Below are 20,132 nucleotides of genomic sequence, written 5' to 3' on the forward strand. Positions count from 1 at the left end.
TGATAAGAGAAGCCCCCTTTGTTTTTGTTTATGGAATCATCCACGTTAAATAATAAGCTTGAATATATGTGATAATACCGATGATTGTCACAAAGAATAAACTATGTTTCACTGTGAAGCGGAATAAATCCGATTCTTTCCCAGTAAGTCCAACTGCCGCACATGCAATTGCAATAGATTGCGGTGAAATCATTTTACCCGTTACACCACCTGTTGTATTTGCAGCAACAAGTAATACTTCCTTTACCCCTACTTGCTGCGCTGTAATAGCTTGCAGGTTTGAGAACAATGCGTTTGCAGATGTATCTGATCCTGTTAAGAATACCCCAATCCATCCAAGGAATGGTGAGAAGAACGGGAATAAACTTCCAGTTCCTGCTAACGCTAATGCTAACGTTGACGAAAGTCCAGAGTAATTTGCGATAAATGCAAAACCAAGTACTAATCCAATTGATAGAATTGGCATTTTTAATTCTTGCAACGTTTCTTTAAATGTAGCTACTGCTTGTTTTGGACTCATTTTTAAAACAAGCATTGTAATGATACATGCAATCAAAATTGCTGTTCCTGTTGCCGATAAAATATCAATCTTCAATACAGCATCATATGGCGTTGGTTTATTAACGATCGGCTCTGCCTTCATTACTAAATTATGCAGACCCGGAACTTTAAATTTAAACACTAAGCTTTCAAGTGCGCCGCCTGGAACAAATAGATCTTTAAAGAATTTTTGGCTCCAAATGACAACCATTACCGTTAAGATAATAAACGGTGACCATGCTTTTAAAACTTTTCCCGTCGTTAAATTCATTGTGAAATCAGCATCTACCGTTGCCGCAGCCTCAGCTTGTCCTTTTCCAGAACGATAAATCTCTTTTGGCTGCCATACTTTTAAGAATAATGCTAAACTCACTAAGCTTACTAACGCTGATGTAATATCTGGAAGCTCAGGTCCAAGATATGTTGCTGTAATAAACTGCGTAATCCCGAACGATCCACCTGCTACAAATAATGCAGGCCACGTTTGTTTCACACCTTTTAATCCATCCATTAAGAATACGATGAAAAATGGAACAAATAATGATAGAAGCGGCAATTGATGCCCAGCCATTTGTCCTACTTTATGAGGATCAATACCTGTTACTTGACCAGCTACTAAAATCGGAATACCCATAGCTCCGAACGCTACCGGTGCTGTATTTGCGATTAAACAATGCACCGCTGCATATAATGGGTTTAAACCAAGTCCCGCAAGAAGTGCTGCCGTAATTGCTACCGGTGCCCCAAATCCGGCTGCCCCCTCTAAAAATGCACCGAATGAAAAACCAATTAAAATAACAAGTAGACGATGATCACTTGTAATAGAAAGAACAGATGCACGAATAATATCAAACTGTCCTGTTTTTACCGAAATTTTGTATAAAAACACTGACATAACGATAATCCATGCAATCGGCCATAATCCATAAGCAAAGCCATAACCGGTTGCTGCCATTGCCATCGTAAATGGCATGTTATAAACGAAAAGTGCAATTATAACTGTTAATACAACTGTAATAAATCCTGCAACATAGCCTTTCATGCGAAAAACTGCTAACGCTAAAAAGAAAAATATAATTGGAATCATTGCAACTGCTGCCGAAAGCCAAATGTTACCTAGCGGATCATAAGTTTGTGTCCATGTGCTCATAGTCCCTCTTCCTTTCTCGTATCCCCTGTTTTCTAACGACCATATAAGTAGACCACCAGGTCATCATACCTTTATACCTAAAAATAAAACGTTTTAGGAAAACGTTTTCATTAATGTGATATTTATACTTTATCATATTTTCCTTTATTTACAATCATATTTTCGAATTTTATTCACAATTTCTTTGTTCAACATTTCACAATCATGGTATAATTATATGTTTTGTAAAAAAACGATCTGCACCCACACACCTAATTTGTACTTCCTACAAAGAAATCAAAGCTGTAACGAATGCACTCATTCAGATAGCATTGTTATTTACAGTTAATTCATGAATAGTAAAATAACATTTTCTTATACTAAAGTTGAAAACTGATTTTAGGAGGGATAGCGAATGGATGAACAAAATCGAAATCAAGCCGCTATTGACGAAGGACGTAATAAAACAAAACGCGGCATTGAAGCAGCAAGCGATGTAATGCAAAATGCAATTGATACTGTTGAAGATGCTGGAAAAGCAGCAGTTGATCGTATTTCTGAAGCAGTGAAAGATGTCACAGCTAGATAGTATATTTGCGTATAAGGAACAAGGAGCTGACCCAAAAGGCACATAAGTGTCTTTTGGAGTCAGTTCTTTTTTCTGTGTCCACCGATATATCGGCCATTATTTAGAATATATCGACGCTTCGACACAATATATCGACTTTTCGGCGATATTCGACATATGAGTAGTCGAGCCGCTAAACTGGATCATACCGAAAATGAACTTTTTTAGTCAGCTCCCTATTTTCCTTTCAATATAATCCGCTATATATAACAATAAAAGCACTTGCAGTGTGCAAGTGCTTTTACTATCTTCTTTTTCTCCGTTTGCGGTGCATCATCTTTTTCCGTCTTGTATTCACACCGTCCGCTATAATATGTAATGCGCTAGCAGCTATAACGCCCAGTACAAACGTGACAATTTCCACCTCATGTGCCTTTGCAATCTCGGCTAGATTTCCCTCTAACACCGTTTTATTTAACACGTATAAAAACGGCGAGAAAACAAGCAGCATGTAGAGAAGACGAATTAAGTCACCGATAATAATGGTATGGCTAAGCGGTGATCGATGCGGCATTACAGTTTGATATGGATACCAAAAGATACGAAGTAACCCCCATTTTCGATAAGCAGCACTATGGATATCCAAATCCGGCGTTAAAAAGTAAGTCCCAACAATAAACCCAATCGCAAACATAAGTAAAAAATCAAAATTTGTTACCCCGTAAGAAATGAGCATAAATAATACGATAGGAAGAGAAACTAAGTTTATCTTCGTGTGTGTTTTTCCTGACGGCATATCCCATTCCTTCCGTTAGACGTTTCACTGCATTAATCTAACTTTTGATCGATAAGTGACGTATCCACATCAGAACCAAACCATTCTCCCAGTTTTGTACGTGCTTGTTCTTTCACTTCTTCGTCAACATACATAGCAGCTTGTACGAGTGCAGCTGTTAATGCGCCTAAGTCATCTGTATAACCAAGCCCAGCTACAAAATCAGGAATCGCATCAAGCGGTGCAATAAAGTACGCAAGAGAACCAATAATTACAAGCTTTACTCGTTTTGGAACATCTCGTTTTTGCAATACATAAAACAGTAGCAAACTAGTATAAATAACTGAATGCCCCGCCTTAATTGCCGCATATTTTACTTTATTCCAAAACGCCTCAACTGAAAAATTCTCCTTCACTATGAAATCTCCCCTCGTTATTCTTTTATTCCGCTATTCGCGGTCAATTTGTGACAAAATAAAGAAATTTGGTAAGAGCGCTTCATTGGCAGAAGATCTCTCCTGCTAATGGAAATTTCACATTATTTCTATATATACCGAGTTTATTTACAACATAAGCAAACTTTACACACATACAATATAGTGTAGGTTCTAGCTTGGCAACGTTACTTATCATATGCTTTCATTATAGCAAACAAACACGAAAGGAACAAGTGTTCGTCATATATTTTTAAACTTTTTTCAATATAAAATACTCACTCCTACTATATATTCTTCCCCAATTTTGTTATATTTGTTAGTTGACGGGCATATAAACCAATGTTAAAGTTTTCACTGTCAGCTACAACAGAAAAAATACAAAAAAATGTAAGATTTCAGTGTGTTCCTAATAACCAAATTTTGTTGTATAATACAAAAATGACATTGTGCTTACAAAGCAACATAGAGGCAGGAAAACAAAACGGTATGCATAGTTCAAGTCATATATGGATGTATGAAAGAAAAAAAACTCTATCCATGGCAAAGAAAACTATGTATTTTTTATTTGAGCATTTTCCTCTCAAAAATTGACCGAGCCTGATAGAGAAAGGGTGAAATTGGATGAAGGAATCTTTGAAATTACAATTTCAAAACGTGCGATTTACGTTATTTGTTGCCCTTACAGTGTGGTTAAAAACGTACATTATCACACGTACTAGCTTCGACTTAAAATTAGAATCTTTTACGCAAGAATTTATTTTATTTATTAGCCCATTAGCAACATCATTATTTCTAGTGGGTCTTGCATTATTTGCAAAAGGAAAGAAACGAAATTATATTGCACTTGGAATCGACTTTGTTCTTACCATTGTTCTTGTCGGTAACGTAATGTTCTATGGTTTCTATAATGACTTCGTAACATTACCTGTACTTGGACAAACGTCAAACTTTGGTAGTCTTGGCTCTAGTGCGAAAGAGCTATTTAACTACAAAATTGTTGTTGCTTTTATTGATCTTATCTTCTTCTTTATTCTTTTAAAGAAAAAGAAAGATTATGTAAAAACAGAGCGTGTTTCACGTCCAATGCGCTCATTATATTTTGTATCAACAATTGCTATTTTCTTCGCAAACTTAGGACTGGCAGAAACAGAGCGTCCTGAATTATTAACGCGTTCATTTGACCGCGTCATGCTTGTGAAAAACTTAGGTTTATACACACACCAAGTATATGATCTTGGTTTACAAGCAAAATCAAGTTCACAAAAAGCATTTGCAGATGGAAGTAAGTTGCAAGAAGCAGAAAACTATGTGAAGACAGTACAAGAAAAGCCAGACCCAAATATGTTCGGCGTAGCAAAAGGGAAAAACGTAATTGTTGTGTCTCTTGAGTCCATGCAACAATTCTTAATTGGTGCAAAAGTAAATGGCCAAGAAGTAACACCATTTTTAAATCAGTTTGCAAAAGAAAGCTATTACTTTGAAAACTTCTATCATCAAACAGGCCAAGGGAAAACATCTGATGCAGAGTTTCTTGTAGACAACTCATTATATCCATTAGATCGCGGCGCTGTATTCTTTACACACGGTAACAATGAGTTTGTTGCAACACCAGAAATCTTGCACGAGCAAGGTTATTACACATCTGTGTTCCATGCAAACAACGCAACGTTCTGGAACCGTAACATCGTATACCCAGCACTTGGTTACGATCGTTACTTTAACGAATTAGATTATAAAATTACGCCTGACACAAAACTAGGTTGGGGTTTAAAAGATATTGAGTATTTTGATCAATCAGTGGATATGTTAAAAAATATTAAGAAACCGTTCTATACACGTTTCCTTACATTAACAAACCATTATCCATTTGATTACGATGAGGGAACAAAATTAATCGAACCTTATAACTCTGGTGACGGTGTATTTGACCGTTACATGGTAACAGCTCGTTATTTAGATGAAGCATTAAAACACTTTATTGAACGCTTAAAAGCAGAAGGTCTTTACGATAACTCTGTTATTGTATTCTACGGTGATCACTATGGTATTTCTGAAAACCATAACCGTGCAATGGCACAGTTCTTAGGGAAAAACGAAATTACAACATTTGACCAAATGAACTTACAACGTACACCATTCTTCATTCATGTTCCTGGTCAAAAAGAAGGTAAAACAATTTCAGCACCTGCTGGAGAAATTGATGTAAAACCAACAATTCTTCATTTACTAGGTGTTGATACAACAAATGATATTCACTTCGGACATGACTTGTTCGCACCAGAACGCAAACCATTTGTCGTATTACGTGATGGAAGCTTCGTTACAGATCAGTACCTTTACACAAATAGCACATTCTATAACCGCCAAACAGGTGAGGTTGCACAAGTACCAAAAGCTGAAGCACAAGCAATGATTGACCGTGCCCAAAATGAATTGCACATGTCTGATAAAATTATAGAAGGCGATTTACTTCGCTTCTATGAAGGCAACAAAATAAAAACAGGTACAATCAAAACAATAATTAAAGATAAAGGCGCTGAGTAATCAGCGTCTTTTTTTATACGGCAACATCAATTCAAGAAAAATGCTGCGTAATCATTACATAATCTTCACCAAGATTTTACATAAAATTCACGAAACATATCTATAATAAAACATATAAGCTTTGTCCCTAATAAACAGGCTACCCTCCTGATACAACGTTCTACTATAGAACGTTGTTTTTTTTGTATCATGAAGCAGGATTCTTCCTTTCAACCTTCGAATTTGTATGTGCAAACACTACTCGGAGAAGGAAGGGGAAAACATGAAGTATGAACGCTTTGTATTATGGAATGGAAAAATGATTGATACAGAAAAAGAACAACCTCATATTGATTTAGAGGAACGCGGTCTACAGTTCGGTGATGGCATATATGAAGTTATTCGTATCTATAAAGGTACTTTGCACTTATTAGATCCACATATAACAAGGTTATACCGCTCTATGGAAGAAATTGAGCTGTCCCTTACTCTTTCAAAAGCTGAGCTTATCTCATCCTTATACGAGCTACTTGAAAAGAATCAATTTCAAGAAGACGGCATCATTTATTCACAAATTTCACGCGGTGTCAAGCCTCGTGGTCATGCCTTCTCTTTTGATACAACTCCAACTATTTATGCTTACATTCGAAAAAAAGAGCGACCTGCTTTATGGATTGAATATGGAATTCGTGCGATAACAGAACCTGATATTCGCTGGCTTCGCTGCGATATTAAATCATTAAATTTGTTACCAAATATACTAGCTAATACGAAAGCAGAGCGAAAAGGCTGCAAAGAGGCTCTTCTCGTTCGGAATGGCATTGTCACAGAAGGTAGTCATTCTAACTTCTTTCTTGTGAAAAATGGCATACTATACACCCACCCTGCAAACCATCTCATTTTAAATGGCATTGTTAGACAATATGTTATATCACTTGCCCATACATTACATATTTCCTTGCGAGAAGAATTATTTAGCATTCATGATGTATATAAAGCAGATGAATGCTTCTTTACAGGCACAACCTTTGAAGTAATGCCGCTTACCCATCTAGATGGAACTCCTATTCAAAACGGACAAGTAGGCCCTGTCACAAAATCACTGCAAAAGACATTTATGCAAAGCTTTTCGACTCCCAACGCCTTTTTACCTTAAAAACGAATGATGATATATCTGTTTCTTGTAAATATATAGATTTAATTCCTAAAATAAGGTGCAAATTGGCACCTTTCTTTTTTTTTATTCTTCTTTACCATATATGGATTTAGTTATAAACATTGACATCAGTCGACAACCATTTTAGAATTTTTCATAGTTGGTAATTTTTTCATCACCTAAAATACAGACAGAAAGGAATCGACAAACTATGAAAAAATATCTTGCTGGTCTTGCAGCAGTGTCTGTAGCAGGTGCAGCAGCCCCGGCAATGGGAACAGTTCAAGCAGCACCTCTTGACCAAAATGTACAACAACCTACAACGCAAACAGCTAAAGCAGCTACAAAAAGCAACTCAAAATACACAGTAAATGCAGACGTATTACGCGTTCGTACAGGTCCTAGCACCTCTTATGATATTACGTCCCATGTATATGAGGGACAAACACTAAACGTAATTGGCCAGGAAAACGGCTGGTTCAAAATTAGCCATAATGGAAAAGTTGGCTACGTTAGTGGTGAATTTGTAAATACGGGCTCTCAAGCACAAGGCAACTCAACTGTTAAAGAAGCAAGTGGAAACTATACAGTAAATGTATCTTCCCTTCGCGTTCGTACAGGCCCTAGCACGTCACACACACAATTAGGCTCTGTACAGAAAGGACAAGTTGTACAAGTCATTGGTGAAGTACAAGATTGGTTCAAAATTAACTACGGTGGACAAAACGCTTATGTTAGCAAGGACTATGTAACAAAAGGCGGTTCTGATACAAACGTTGCACAAAATAACAACAATGTTACAGTTCAAACAGGCGGTACTTATGTTGTAAATGCTACATCTTTACGTGTTCGTACAGGCCCAGCTACATACCACAGTATCATTGGTGGCGTATTAAACGGACAAACATTAAACGTTATTGGCGCTGAAAATGGTTGGTTCAAAGTAAAGCATAACGGCACTACAGGTTATGTTAGCAGCGAATTTGTGAAATTCGTAAAAGGCGGTACTTCTACATCTAATCCGCCAGCAAACAACAACAACAACAACGAAACTTCATCTCAAGGAAGCGGAGAATATTACGTCAATGCAAGCGCACTAAATGTACGTAGCGGCGCTGGGATGGACTACAGTGTAATTGGTGCGTTACCGCAAAGACAAAAAGTACAAGTAGTTTCAGAATCATATGGCTGGAGTAAAATTAACTATAACGGCCGCACTGGCTATGTAGGAACTCGCTTCTTATCTAAAACACCAGCTGACAACAACAGCAACAATAATAGCAATACAAGCAATAACTCTCGTGATACTTCATCACTACTTGCATACGCACAATCAATGGGAGGTGTTCCATATGTATGGGGCGGCACTTCTGCAAACGGTGTGGACTGCAGTGGTTATATCTATCACGTATATAACAAATTTGGCTATTCAATCAGTCGTCAAAGCGTAGCTGGATATTGGAGCAGCTTCCAGCATACATCTAACCCACAACCAGGCGACTTGATTTACTTCAAAAATACATATAAATCCGGTCCATCTCATATGGGTATTTACCTTGGCGGCGGCAGATTTATTCAAGCTGGAGACAATGGAGTTAAAGAAGCATCATTAAATAACTCATATTGGAGCAGCCATTTCTTAGGATATTCTAAGCCTTATTAATTAATAGTTTCAGAGCCTTCTAGATTACTAGAAGGCTCTTTTGTTATATAAATACAAATGGAAAAACGACATAAAAACCCTTTTCTTTTTAGATGGGTGAAAGCATCTGGCTATGTATAGTAGCGCGGCGATCAGGGCCTTTTTCTGCCACGGGCACGAGTTAAAACAAAGGGAGAAAGAGAATCCAGGGCTCTTTTTTCTCCATACCAGCGACTTATATGTTAAAAAATCAAAATCAGTATATATATATAAGCACAAATGGAAAAACTAACATAAAACCTCTTTCTTTTTAGATGGACAACAGCATCCGGACATGTATAGTAGCTTTTTCTGCCACAGGCATGGGTTAAAACAAAGGGAGAAAGAGAGTCCAGGGTTCTTTTTCTCTCCATAGCAGTGACTTATATGTCGAAAAGTCAAAATGGCCTTATATAATTTCTCGATCGTTCATCTTATATGCGTTTACTCCAACTATTGTTTTCCTATTCTGACTTTTCGACAGACGTTTGACCTCTGATGTCTGGTGTGATAAGTTACATAAGATAATGTTTTCAGAGAAACGGAGCAATTCTACTATTTGCAATGTTTAGATAATTCAGAGAGGAGATTTACAAGCATGAATGTTTTATGGGGAATTGGCGGCGTGCTTGGAATTTTGGTAATTGCAGTTTTACTGTCTTCCAATCGCAAAGCTATTAATTGGCGCACAATTTCAATTGCGCTTGCACTTCAAATTACTTTCTCCTTCATCGTCTTAAGATGGGGCGCAGGAAAAAGTGCTTTAAAGCATGCAGCTGACGGCGTACAAACTCTTATTAATTTCTCGTATGAAGGAATTAGATTTGTTGTTGGCGATTTAGTAAGCACGAAAGGGCCTTGGGGCTTCGTCTTTGTTATTCAAGCATTACTTCCAATTGTATTTATTAGCGCACTCGTAGCTGTATTATATTATTTTGGTATTATGCAATGGTTTATTACGATTATTGGCGGCGGGTTAAGCAAACTTCTTGGAACTTCAAAAACAGAAAGCTTAAATGCTGTTACAACTGTTTTCTTAGGACAATCGGAAGCACCGATTTTAATTAAACCTTACTTAGATCGCGTAACAAATAGTGAATTCTTCGCTATTATGGTTAGCGGTATGACATCTGTTGCCGGCTCTGTTCTTGTTGGCTATGCAGCAATGGGAATTCCACTCGAACACTTACTTGCAGCTGCTATTATGGCTGCACCTTCAAGCTTATTAATTGCAAAATTAATGATGCCTGAAACAGAAAAAGTAAATAACGATGTACAACTTTCTACAGAGCGTACAGATGCAAACGTTATTGATGCAGCAGCACGCGGTGCATCTGAAGGGATGCAGCTTGTTATTAACGTTGCAGCAATGCTTATGGCATTTATCGCATTAATCGCTGTATTAAACGGTCTACTAGGATGGGTCGGTTCTTTGTTCCATCTCAAACTAAGCCTTGATTTAATTTTTGGTTACATCCTTTCTCCATTTGCTATACTAATCGGGGTTCCGCCTCATGAAGCGATTCATGCAGCTAGTTATATCGGACAAAAGCTTGCAGTAAATGAATTCGTTGCATACGGAAACTTAGCTAAGCATATGGCGGAGTTTTCTGACAAAACAAACATTATTTTAGCATTTGCAATTTGCGGCTTCGCAAACTTCTCATCTATTGCTATTCAACTAGGTGTGACAGGTACACTTGCACCTTCACGCCGTCAACAAATTGCACAACTGGGAATTAAAGCAGTAATTGCAGGTACATTAGCAAACTTCTTAAACGCTGCTGTAGCAGGCATGATGTTTTAATAAATAAACAAATCCATCTTCAGTTTATCTTTCACTGAAGATGGATTTTTATTTACACTTGGTTCTTATCTATATAAATTCATTTTAATTTTTCGACATTCAAGTCACTGTCATGCACGGCCGGGTGCTCTCGTCCTCCCTAATTTTAACTTATATATAGAGAGATCTAATAAACTAAAAAATAAGCGCAGAGCTGCCGTATGCTCTGCGCTTATTTTTTAGCCGTAAAACTTATATATCGAACTAATACCCCTTAGTTGAAAGTTACTTCACGCCCATCCCCCAATGAACGTAATACTTTCTTATAATATATACGAAAAAAAGTGGATACTACCTTTGCGAGACAAGTTGCTTTTCTCGCTCCTCTGTAGTTTTCTCTATTTTCTGCTCTGCGTTTTCATGTACCGCTCGTTGCGTAGCACGCTTTAAACAAATATGTTTCCACTTTCGTTCGTAACGCTTCATTATTCTTGATGTCCTCCCCTGGATTGCCATGAAACTTTAATTGAAATCGCTTACAGGAAATAATATAACACATATAGAAAGAAGTGACAACACATTTTCGACACTTTTTTGTAAATATCATACAAAATTAAATATCTCATGCCTAATGATGCTTCCCAATCGTTCTTTCTGCCTTCCCGCTTACAATTATAAATGGTATTTTGCAAAGACATTCAACTCACATATATAGAGAAATATTACTAACCAAGCCCTTCTCATATACTATTACAGAAATGAAACAAGCCAAATTTGTTCTATGACACCTTCTTTTTTTGTAACAATTATATGAGGATTTTTCTTGAAATTAGGCTATAAATTGTGAAAATCAACACAAATTAATTATATTTTTATAACTATATTACTTGTAAATTAATAAAACCATCTATTTATGCAACACTTCCATAATAACTTTGTAATATGAGTGAAATACGATTAACTACTTCGCAATATCTCATTTCCCTTTTCCAATCCTTAAATATGTAATACAATCCCTTAAAACATAAGAAAAAAGCGTTTTCTTTATGCTCCTTTTTATATTACAAATTATTAATGAACTGTTACGAATGGTTTGTAATTGTGTGATTTCCCATTTTCTCAAAAAATCTGTTGCTATAATGAGGACACGAAAACAAAAGCATTGGAGGCTATTCATGAAAAAATTAATTGGTATAGCAACAGTAGCAGTTTTTGGTCTTGGGATTTTCACTTCTTCTGCACAAGCAGAAACAGTTGTTAAAACAGATGTACTAAACGTACGAGAAAACCCAAATATTGAATCAAAAGTTGTAGGCAAAGTATTAGATGGTAATAAATTAGATGTTAAAAATACAGAAAACGGTTGGCTAAAAGTGAACCTAAATGGTAAAGAAGGATTCGTAAGCGCAGAATTTACGAAAAACATCTATTATGTAACAGCAAACGTATTAAATATACGTGCTGATGCAAACACAAACTCAGAAATTCTGGGGACATTAAAGAAAAATGATGTAATCGAAACAACACATCAAGTGCAAAACGACTGGTTACAATTTGAATATAACGGAAAAACAGCTTATGTAAATGTTCCTTTCTTAACAGGTGATGCACCTGTTGTAACAGCACAAGAACAAGCACCTGCTCCAGCAAAAGCCGGGCAAGCTCAAGCTCAAGAAACGCAGACTGCTACAGAAACAAAAGCTGCGAAAGCTGATGGCCGTGAATTAACAGTTGTAGCAACTGCTTACACAGCTAATCCAAGCGAAAATGGCGGCACACACGGCGGTCATGTATTAACTGCAATGGGTCATGACCTAACAGCAAATCCAAGTATGAAAATGGTTGCTGTTGACCCGAAAGTAATTCCACTTGGATCAAAAATCTGGGTAGAAGGATACGGTGAAGCAGTTGCTGGTGATACTGGCGGTGCAATTAAAGGAAATCGTATCGACGTCCTAGTAGGCTCTGACAGCGCTGCAAACAAATGGGGACGTAAAACTGTAAAAGTGAAAATTATAGACTAATTACTATTGTTGCTAAAAAAAGCGAGCCAGTTCTCATCAGTTGAGAGCTGGCTCTTATTTTTCTTATAATAGAAGAAAGGAGGCATTCATATGGATATAAATGCAAACGTTGACTGGATTGGTACACCAACTCCGTATATATATAAAGATGCCGTTACATACGATGCAACTGCAATTGATTTTTCATTAGAGCATGATGATAACCGTTATAGACTCATCATCTTACAACACGGCGGGGACGTAGAATACAAAATCATACAATACGGCGTCAAACCTGGGAGCCAAAAACCATTTCCAATCGATACTGGACTCCATTTCAAAAATAAAACGATTCCTTTAATCGAAATGATTTTACAAGATTCTTATGTGCAAAGCATATTACAACAAAAGACTACCTCTTCGTGAAAGAGATAGTCTTTTTACATTACTTCTCTGTTTAATTAGATGTTAAAGGAATGAAAAGGAAAGAATCAGGAGATAACTGCCCATAAGAGCCTGATTCATTCAACTACTCCTCCACTGAGGGAAGTTTCACTTTATCCCGCATTAACGCGCAGTAACTCCCACCTCAAGATTCAGGGAAAGACGAAGAAGATAGGCGGGGGACAACTGCCCATAAAAGCCCGATTGGTTCAACTAACCCTCAGTGGGAGAGAACAAAACCCCCACTGAGGGAAGTTTCACTTTATAATAGAAAAGAAGGAAATCTTTTGCGCGGAGGAACATTATGCTGCAACATTCAATTACGAAAGATGAAATTATGGAAATTGCCAATGAATTTTTGAAAGGACTTGATCCACAGCAAGCAACTGACAAAGAACAAGTATCAAATGCGCTTCAACTCTACCGTAGTGGCCTCGTGTATAACGTGGATTTCGATGGATATACATTGTCAGGGACAATCGAACATGGCGGGGATATTTATAGTGTAAATATTCCAATTCGAAACGTGTCCGAAAGTTATTGTGATTGTTTTTCACCGACGCAATGTGAGCATATGCTCGCCGTATTACTATATGCAGCCTCAAGTTTTGGGCAAGTAGGAGACATTCTAACTTTATTTAAGAAGAAAACGAAACCGGCGCTCCCACCCATCCGCACAGCACGGCAAATGCTGCAAATGACCGATTTTAACGATACAGATTATGAAAGCTGGCTTCCGTACTTTGAATCTGAGTACGATGCATTTGCTAAAGAACACGCACGTCTTTCATACAAACAAATGTATTTTCTGATGAATATTTTCACAGAATTCTATATGAAAATAGAACGAAAAGCACCGCGCATTGTTACGGTTCACGAATTATTTAAACTGAGTGCAGCACTCTTTTCTTTTCAGAAGTTGCTTGAGGAGATTCGAACATTTGAAGCAGATAAACTCTATTCTTATCATCAACCAATCAATATTGTAAGACTCTTTGTGAATAAAATAGAAAACATTGTACAAGATTTGAAAGCTGAACCATTTCAAGATATACTGCAGCCATTTCTACAGAACATCGCTGAAATGCTGCATACAATCTTCTTCTCTGCCCCTTCTTATACACAGGAGCGATTTTTTATTTATCGCCACCTATGGAGAGAGCTGTTCGTAGAACCGGCTTGGATACAGGAAGAGCAGCAGCGGATTGAAACAAAAATGCATCCCTTGTCAAAAGCACTTGCATCCGCTCACCTTCTCTTTCTACAGCAAAAAGATGAAGAGGCAATGGATGTACTAAGAGCGCAGTCACCACAAGTTGTTGGCCTTTACTTTGATTGGCTTGAAGATTTATTAAGTTCCATGCAGTGGGAGCGAGCAAAAGAGTGGCTTTCCTTCACTTACAAGCGAGTGAAAGAAACGATAACGACCGAGCACGATTCATACTTTGTGAAAGATGTTGTCCGCTTATTTATGGTGATGTATGAAACATATGCAACGCATATGAATGAACAAGCTGGCTATGAGATGATTCTTCAAGAATTATTACCATATAGCTTCACCAACTATGAGCAATATGTACTCGCCAAAAAGCAATATCATACATGGACAGAGCTCCATTTACTGTATGGATTTGAAGCCATTGAATTGTTAAAAGAACCATTAAAAGAAGTTGAAAAAGAAGCACCGGAAGCTGCTCTTCCGCTCTATCATTATGCTGCAATGCAAGCTATTGAAGAAAAGAATCGCAAATCGTACCGCAGAGCTGTTCGCTACTTAAAAAAACTAAGAACACTTTATAAAAAGCTCAAACGGATAGATGAATGGGAGTCCTTCATTATGATCATTGCCTCCTCTCACTCACGACTGCGAGCATTACAAGAAGAACTGCGGAAAGGGAAGTTGATCCATGACAACACAAATTGACATTACCATTCGGCTCGAACGAATGAAACAAAACTGGTTTCTTTGGGCAGAGGATGAAACAGGGAACAGTTTGCCTTTTAGCAGTTGGAAACAACATGCGTTCACATGGCACTCCTCTTCTTTCTATGGAACACTTCTGCAAGAAGGAACATATGAACAACGGAGCGGTATCATTTTAAACGCGACTCAAGCATTTGAATATATCGCCAAAAAACCGGTAAATTCATTTACAAACCTACAAATAAGTGCAGCTATTAGCGAACTCGCGCCAATAGCAGAAAAAATGTGGGAGGCTTACAGGGCAGGAGACTTCCTTCCAGATATAAAACAATGGCATCAACATCCTTCCTGGAAAATCGCTCATGAAGAAATAATAGATGAAACGGTGCAAACACTGTTTTCAGAAGCAATTAATGAAACACTTCGCCATCATACTCGTTCTGGCGAGGCATGGGAAGATGCAAAGCGCTTATATGAGCATTATGACTTTACGAAAAGACAGCTCGAAACAGCCATTCATGAAAACGATTGGCTGCGTAAAATCGGCTATATCGAAGATGATCTACCATTTGCAGTTGGACTCCGCCTCCAAGAACCAGAGAATGATTTTGAAACGTGGCAACTCGAAACAATATTAACACCAAAGCGCGGCACTCATCGAATATACGTATATACAGATGCCAAATCTCTGCCAAAAAGATGGTTGAACCACGAAGCTCGTATTACTGAAACGCAAGAAGGTTTCGGCAAACTCGTACCTTGGTTAATAGAAGATGATATATTTCGAAATGAATTATACGAAGCGGAAGCATGGCGCTTTTTAACAGAAGCCAGCAATGAATTGCTAGCAGCTGGTATTGATATTTTACTGCCATCATGGTGGCAAAACTTGAAAGCAAATAAACCAAAACTGCGCGTCCAAGTGAAACATAATGCAAAAGCAGGACAGGCATTCTTTGGAATGAATACGCTCGTAGATTTTGACTGGCGTATTTCTACAAACGGCATCAATTTATCAGAGGTCGAATTTCTCGCACTCATTGAACAAAACAGACGCCTTATCCATATAAACGGACAATGGATGAGACTTGATCCTGCATTTATCGAAGAAGTGAAAAAGCTGATGAAGAAAGCAGACAAATACGGACTTGAAATGAAAGATGTCGTACAGCAGCGCTTACTTCGAGGTGCAGAAACAGAAGTAGTCGAAGAAGAAAGCCCATTTGCAGATATGGAAATCGAACTCGACGATTATTATGACAAGCTGTTTGAAAGATTGCTGCACATTGGAGAGATTCCATCTATACAAGTGCCAACTTCCTTACAAGCAACATTAAGGCCATACCAACAGCAAGGAGTCGAGTGGCTCCTCTATTTACGAGAGCTAGGATTCGGCGCGTTACTAGCGGATGATATGGGACTTGGAAGTGCGAAACGTTCGTATATAAGTGTTTCCTAAACACGAAATTACGAGAATAAGGTTTCACCTTATTCTAACTGTATCGTTGAAACATTAGGTGAAACTCCTAATTAGAACAAATGGCCTTTCTGTTCTATCTATAATACTCCTGCATGCGGCAAATTACCTTTATAACTTGCTGTATGAGAGCCAGGTGAAGTCGTCTACTGACGGGAGCCTACACTCCCCAATCTGAGGCGGTAGTCCTTAAAAGTATTCTATGGTGAGCGAAGACGAACCCTCGTCATGCACGCACCGTTACCCATAGCCATCTTACGTAGGTTAAAGGATGGTCTGAGTGAAATATTTGTATATTTTCCTAAGATACAGATGCTACTTCGTTACTTTGCCTAAATGACGAAGTTGGCTCAAGAAGTTAAGGTCAACCTAACTTGAGCGAAGTAACTCCGGTGTATAGAGGGCACCTAAGGAATACAAAAGAAGGGATAAACGATACGGAACGTTTGAGATTCAATTCGTGGAGTATAAAGGTACGATGATGCGAGTTGAAAGTCAGCGATGCCATAGTAGCGATAATAGATGGGCGTTGATGTGACTATAAAGCAGACGAAATGCTGTGGAAGTGTCACGGAGCAGAAAAACATCTTAGCGAAGGGCACTAGTCGGTAGAGAAAACTACCTGTGAGTAGAACACTATCGATGGAACGCCGTGTGCATTGAAAGGTGCATGCACGGTGTGGGACGGGGGAAAAGTTGGAGATCGTATCAAATACTTACCTATCGTCATAAAGTATCCAGACAATCACTTACTTACTATATATAAAAGAACACGACCTAAAAACAGGCCCAGCACTTATTGTGGCGCCTACATCTGTTCTCGGTAACTGGCAAAAAGAGTTCGAGCGCTTTGCACCGAGCTTACGAGTGAAACTCCATTACGGCAGCAGCCGGGCAAAAGGAGAAGATTTGTCCCATTTTGTGCAAGACGCCGATGTAATTTTGACATCCTATGCACTCACGCAGCTTGATGAAGAAGAGCTTAGCTCACAGCGCTGGGATGCAATTATTCTCGACGAAGCACAAAATATAAAGAATCCGCACACAAAACAATCGCGTGCTGTTCGGAAATTACAAGCAAATCATAAAATCACTTTAACAGGAACACCGATGGAAAACCGTTTATCAGAATTATGGTCTATCTTTGATTTTCTGAATCACGGTTACCTTGGCAGTTTACCCCAGTTCCAGCGCCGCTTCGTGACACCAATTGAAAAAGATCGCGATGAAACAAAGATTCAGCAAGTGCAGCGCTTAATCGCACCATTCTTACTGCGCCGCACGAAACAAGATAAGTCGGTTGCCTTGAACTTACCAGATAAACAAGAGCAAAAAGCATACTGCCCGTTAACGGCAGAACAAGCATCGCTCTATGAACAACTCGTTCAAGATACGTTAAAGAATGTGGAAGGATTAACAGGTATTGAGCGCCGCGGCTTTATTTTGCTCATGTTAAATAAACTAAAACAAATTTGCAACCACCCTGCTCTCTATTTAAAAGAAGAGCTACCCGCAAACTTAACCAAGCGTTCTATGAAAATAGAAACATTATTAGAACTCGTTGCAAACATACGTGATCAGCATGAAAGCTGCCTCATTTTCACGCAGTATATTCGAATGGGAAATATGTTGCAAACATTGCTAGAAGAACATTTCGGAGAGCGCGTCATCTTCTTAAACGGCAGTGTACCGAAGAAAGAACGCGATAAAATGATTGAACAGTTCCAAAGCGGACAACATGGCATTTTCCTGCTCTCTTTAAAAGCGGGTGGAACAGGACTTAACTTAACCGCGGCCAACCATGTTATTCATTATGACCGCTGGTGGAATCCTGCCGTTGAAAGCCAAGCGACAGACCGCGCTTATCGCATCGGTCAAAAGCGCTTTGTCCATGTGCATAAACTCATTACAACGGGAACACTTGAGGAAAAAATTGATGAAATGCTCGAGCGAAAACAATCGCTCAATAATGCGATTATTACAAGCGAAAACTGGATTACAGAACTATCAACAAACGAGCTGAAAGAACTTTTAGGAGTATAAGCAATTTTGTCTTATATTGTCGAAGCGTCGATATATTTTAAATTGCGGTCGATATATTCCCAAAGCGTCGATATAAAAAAAGGAGCTATTTCAGCTCCTTTTTCTTTTCCAAATGAAATTGCTTATTAAAATGCCTGTGAAACCACCGCACGTATCTAATACAGAATCTTGCCACATCGGTGTACGGTCACCTGTGAAGGCTTGATGAATCTCATCTATGCTCGCATACATAGCGACGAGAAGCAGCGCCAACCAGAAAACTTTCTTTCGCTTAAAGCCGCACTTCAATAACGCGAAATATGACAATGTGCCAAGAATACCGAACACAATAAAATGAGCACCTTTACGAATAAAAAATTCGAGAAAACCATCGACCCCTTTGTTCACAATGCTAACAGGAGTACCCCCGCCATAATCAATGGATACCCATGAAAAATGCTCTTTCACAAATTCCACATTCACATATTTTGTGATATCTGGACGTATATCTTGCTCTTGATATGTTTGAGAAGATGAATAAAAAATGATCCCCATCCACACTAAAACGGGAATCCAAAATAACCACTTACGATTCATGTTTGAAGCTCCTTACTTTATTTCCTTTAAGCGTATCAAAAAAAGGAAAAAATTTCACGCCAAAAATATGACTTTATCACCTATATATATGACGAAGAGGGGGTGAAAAACATGGCGATTCAAACAATTGTGTCCGATATGAGCTTACGTCTTGTCCTAAACGGGGGTACAGACAAAAATGGCAAAGCTATCATGAAAAACAAACAATTTAAAAATGTTAAACCAAATGCAGACTTAGGAAAAGTACACGAAGTCGCAGCTGCAATTGCTTCACTGCAACAGCACAAGCTTGATTCAGTTCAGCTTGTTAGCACAACTGACGTATCTAATCTATAACAAAAGGAGGGGATAACAAATGGAAGTACTAGAACTCGTTTTCTTAAAAGACGACGGTAAAACAACAACTTTCTCAATCGAAAATCCTGTTACACCTGTAAATGAACAAACAGTAAATAGTGTAATGGACACAATGATATCCGCCGGTATTTTTCTAACACTTGGGCAGCATGCTCGCAAAAAAGGTGCACGCATTGTCGAGAAGAGAATTTCTGAAGTAAAAATTAACATATAAGCAAAAAAGAAAGAGGAGTAACCAATGCGGCTACCCCTCTTTCTTTTTTGGCATTTCAATTGGTATAAAGATATGTGAAATACCCACTGAAACATATTTATAATTTTCTTTCCCTATCTTAAACTCTGTTGTATATGTTGAGAAAAAAATATAGTCATTACGCTTCGTATAGTGATCAATTAATAAACCAACTTGCGGCTCTACATAGTTCTTCGCTAATTTCTTTCCAATTGTAGCTAGCTCACCAAGAAGCCCTTCTTTATCTTCTTGCTCAACTTCCGTCAATTTCTTATTCATATCATTCCGTGTCATAAATTGCTTTGCTGCCCAGTCTGTATATTCCCCTTTACTCGGGTTACTATTTGCTAAATATACGAAAAACACTAGAGCCAAAGCGAGAAGCACATATTTCCATTTCATATTCCCTCACCGCCTATCCTTTCTATTTTCATATATATGGAATCGCATTGCAAATTAGACAACCTAAATAGCTACAAAT

Annotated in this window: 16 protein-coding genes and 2 pseudogenes; 12 read left to right on the forward strand and 6 right to left on the reverse strand. The window is 38.1% G+C overall.

Annotated features, from left to right (window positions below):
* Window positions 1–28 precede the first annotated feature (28 nt).
* A complete protein-coding gene (locus MR076_RS01145) occupies window positions 29–1,690 on the reverse strand; it encodes a lactate permease LctP family transporter (protein WP_242216802.1) in 1,662 nt (553 codons plus the stop codon).
* A 394-nt stretch (window positions 1,691–2,084) separates the two neighbouring features.
* Between MR076_RS01145 and MR076_RS01150 the strand changes: the two genes are divergently transcribed.
* The gene (locus tag MR076_RS01150; protein WP_242216804.1) at window positions 2,085–2,258 is read left to right on the forward strand and encodes a hypothetical protein; all 174 of its coding nucleotides are present in this window, start codon (window positions 2,085–2,087) and stop codon (window positions 2,256–2,258) included.
* A gap of 283 nt (window positions 2,259–2,541) precedes the next feature.
* Here MR076_RS01150 and MR076_RS01155 read toward each other — a convergent pair whose 3' ends face one another.
* On the reverse strand, window positions 2,542–3,033 hold the full coding sequence (locus MR076_RS01155) for a metal-binding protein (RefSeq protein ID WP_242216806.1): 492 nt from the start codon (window positions 3,031–3,033) through the stop codon (window positions 2,542–2,544).
* 32 nt (window positions 3,034–3,065) lie between these two features.
* Window positions 3,066–3,428 carry a YkvA family protein gene (locus MR076_RS01160; protein ID WP_242216808.1) on the reverse strand — a complete coding sequence of 121 codons (363 nt, stop codon included), beginning with the start codon at window positions 3,426–3,428 and terminating at the stop codon, window positions 3,066–3,068.
* 642 nt (window positions 3,429–4,070) lie between these two features.
* On the opposite strand from MR076_RS01160, the gene MR076_RS01165 reads away from it, so the two are divergent.
* The 4 genes from MR076_RS01165 to MR076_RS01180 all read left to right on the forward strand — a co-directional run bounded on the left by MR076_RS01165 (window position 4,071) and on the right by MR076_RS01180 (window position 10,616).
* Window positions 4,071–5,993 (forward strand): LTA synthase family protein, encoded by a 1,923-nt coding sequence (locus MR076_RS01165; protein WP_242216810.1) that lies wholly within the window; start codon window positions 4,071–4,073, stop codon window positions 5,991–5,993.
* A 262-nt stretch (window positions 5,994–6,255) separates the two neighbouring features.
* Window positions 6,256–7,128: a D-amino-acid transaminase gene (locus MR076_RS01170; RefSeq protein WP_242216812.1), complete on the forward strand. Its 873-nt coding sequence runs from the start codon at window positions 6,256–6,258 to the stop codon at window positions 7,126–7,128.
* Window positions 7,129–7,339: 211 nt separating this feature from the next.
* The gene (locus MR076_RS01175; protein WP_242216814.1) at window positions 7,340–8,791 is read left to right on the forward strand and encodes a C40 family peptidase; all 1,452 of its coding nucleotides are present in this window, start codon (window positions 7,340–7,342) and stop codon (window positions 8,789–8,791) included.
* Between the two features lie 616 nt (window positions 8,792–9,407).
* Window positions 9,408–10,616, forward strand: a complete 1,209-nt coding sequence (locus tag MR076_RS01180; RefSeq protein WP_242216817.1) for a NupC/NupG family nucleoside CNT transporter — start codon at window positions 9,408–9,410, stop codon at window positions 10,614–10,616.
* A 330-nt stretch (window positions 10,617–10,946) separates the two neighbouring features.
* Here the strand turns inward: MR076_RS01180 and MR076_RS26300 are convergent, their stop codons facing one another.
* Complete coding sequence (locus tag MR076_RS26300) at window positions 10,947–11,081, reverse strand: hypothetical protein (RefSeq protein WP_277928284.1); 135 nt, start codon at window positions 11,079–11,081, stop codon at window positions 10,947–10,949.
* Between the two features lie 689 nt (window positions 11,082–11,770).
* On the opposite strand from MR076_RS26300, the gene MR076_RS01185 reads away from it, so the two are divergent.
* From MR076_RS01185 to MR076_RS01205, 5 genes and pseudogenes are all read left to right on the forward strand, one after another.
* Window positions 11,771–12,619 carry a 3D domain-containing protein gene (locus MR076_RS01185; protein WP_242216818.1) on the forward strand — a complete coding sequence of 283 codons (849 nt, stop codon included), beginning with the start codon at window positions 11,771–11,773 and terminating at the stop codon, window positions 12,617–12,619.
* 90 nt (window positions 12,620–12,709) lie between these two features.
* Window positions 12,710–13,024 (forward strand): DUF3910 family protein, encoded by a 315-nt coding sequence (locus tag MR076_RS01190; protein ID WP_242216821.1) that lies wholly within the window; start codon window positions 12,710–12,712, stop codon window positions 13,022–13,024.
* A gap of 322 nt (window positions 13,025–13,346) precedes the next feature.
* The gene (locus MR076_RS01195; protein WP_242216823.1) at window positions 13,347–14,966 is read left to right on the forward strand and encodes an SWIM zinc finger family protein; all 1,620 of its coding nucleotides are present in this window, start codon (window positions 13,347–13,349) and stop codon (window positions 14,964–14,966) included.
* A pseudogene (locus MR076_RS01200) lies at window positions 14,950–16,398 on the forward strand (SNF2 helicase-associated domain-containing protein); the annotation flags it as partial. The gene MR076_RS01195 and the pseudogene MR076_RS01200, both read left to right, overlap by 17 nt.
* Window positions 16,399–17,175: 777 nt before the next feature.
* Window positions 17,176–18,486, forward strand: a pseudogene (locus MR076_RS01205) (DEAD/DEAH box helicase); the annotation flags it as partial.
* A 90-nt stretch (window positions 18,487–18,576) separates the two neighbouring features.
* Here the strand turns inward: MR076_RS01205 and MR076_RS01210 are convergent.
* Window positions 18,577–19,062 (reverse strand): VanZ family protein, encoded by a 486-nt coding sequence (locus tag MR076_RS01210; RefSeq protein WP_242216824.1) that lies wholly within the window; start codon window positions 19,060–19,062, stop codon window positions 18,577–18,579.
* Between the two features lie 111 nt (window positions 19,063–19,173).
* Here MR076_RS01210 and MR076_RS01215 point away from each other — a divergent pair, with 111 nt between their 5' ends.
* Both MR076_RS01215 and MR076_RS01220 read left to right on the forward strand, forming a co-directional pair.
* A complete protein-coding gene (locus tag MR076_RS01215) occupies window positions 19,174–19,398 on the forward strand; it encodes a DUF1659 domain-containing protein (RefSeq protein ID WP_242216825.1) in 225 nt (74 codons plus the stop codon).
* 19 nt (window positions 19,399–19,417) lie between these two features.
* Window positions 19,418–19,633: a DUF2922 domain-containing protein gene (locus MR076_RS01220; RefSeq protein ID WP_242216826.1), complete on the forward strand. Its 216-nt coding sequence runs from the start codon at window positions 19,418–19,420 to the stop codon at window positions 19,631–19,633.
* Window positions 19,634–19,663: 30 nt separating this feature from the next.
* Here the strand turns inward: MR076_RS01220 and MR076_RS01225 are convergent, their stop codons facing one another.
* Complete coding sequence (locus MR076_RS01225) at window positions 19,664–20,053, reverse strand: DUF4359 domain-containing protein (RefSeq protein WP_242216827.1); 390 nt, start codon at window positions 20,051–20,053, stop codon at window positions 19,664–19,666.
* Between the last annotated feature and the right edge of the window lie 79 nt (window positions 20,054–20,132).

The organism is Bacillus cereus group sp. BfR-BA-01380 (assembly GCF_022663535.1).
In the GTDB taxonomy this organism is placed as follows: Bacteria; Bacillota; Bacilli; order Bacillales; family Bacillaceae_G; genus Bacillus_A; species Bacillus_A cereus_BB.

What these genes read in the sequence shown, in the direction of transcription:
- MR076_RS01145 (WP_242216802.1), bottom strand. Translation starts at nt 1,690, where the DNA reads ATGAGCACATGGACACAAACTTATGATCCGCTAGGTAACATTTGGCTT.
- MR076_RS01150 (WP_242216804.1), top strand. Translation starts at nt 2,085, where the DNA reads ATGGATGAACAAAATCGAAATCAAGCCGCTATTGACGAAGGACGTAAT.
- MR076_RS01155 (WP_242216806.1), bottom strand. Translation starts at nt 3,033, where the DNA reads ATGCCGTCAGGAAAAACACACACGAAGATAAACTTAGTTTCTCTTCCT.
- MR076_RS01165 (WP_242216810.1), top strand. Translation starts at nt 4,071, where the DNA reads ATGAAGGAATCTTTGAAATTACAATTTCAAAACGTGCGATTTACGTTA.
- MR076_RS01170 (WP_242216812.1), top strand. Translation starts at nt 6,256, where the DNA reads ATGAAGTATGAACGCTTTGTATTATGGAATGGAAAAATGATTGATACA.
- MR076_RS01175 (WP_242216814.1), top strand. Translation starts at nt 7,340, where the DNA reads ATGAAAAAATATCTTGCTGGTCTTGCAGCAGTGTCTGTAGCAGGTGCA.
- MR076_RS01180 (WP_242216817.1), top strand. Translation starts at nt 9,408, where the DNA reads ATGAATGTTTTATGGGGAATTGGCGGCGTGCTTGGAATTTTGGTAATT.
- MR076_RS26300 (WP_277928284.1), bottom strand. Translation starts at nt 11,081, where the DNA reads ATGAAGCGTTACGAACGAAAGTGGAAACATATTTGTTTAAAGCGTGCT.
- MR076_RS01185 (WP_242216818.1), top strand. Translation starts at nt 11,771, where the DNA reads ATGAAAAAATTAATTGGTATAGCAACAGTAGCAGTTTTTGGTCTTGGG.
- MR076_RS01190 (WP_242216821.1), top strand. Translation starts at nt 12,710, where the DNA reads ATGGATATAAATGCAAACGTTGACTGGATTGGTACACCAACTCCGTAT.
- MR076_RS01195 (WP_242216823.1), top strand. Translation starts at nt 13,347, where the DNA reads ATGCTGCAACATTCAATTACGAAAGATGAAATTATGGAAATTGCCAAT.
- MR076_RS01210 (WP_242216824.1), bottom strand. Translation starts at nt 19,062, where the DNA reads ATGAATCGTAAGTGGTTATTTTGGATTCCCGTTTTAGTGTGGATGGGG.
- MR076_RS01215 (WP_242216825.1), top strand. Translation starts at nt 19,174, where the DNA reads ATGGCGATTCAAACAATTGTGTCCGATATGAGCTTACGTCTTGTCCTA.
- MR076_RS01220 (WP_242216826.1), top strand. Translation starts at nt 19,418, where the DNA reads ATGGAAGTACTAGAACTCGTTTTCTTAAAAGACGACGGTAAAACAACA.
- MR076_RS01225 (WP_242216827.1), bottom strand. Translation starts at nt 20,053, where the DNA reads ATGAAATGGAAATATGTGCTTCTCGCTTTGGCTCTAGTGTTTTTCGTA.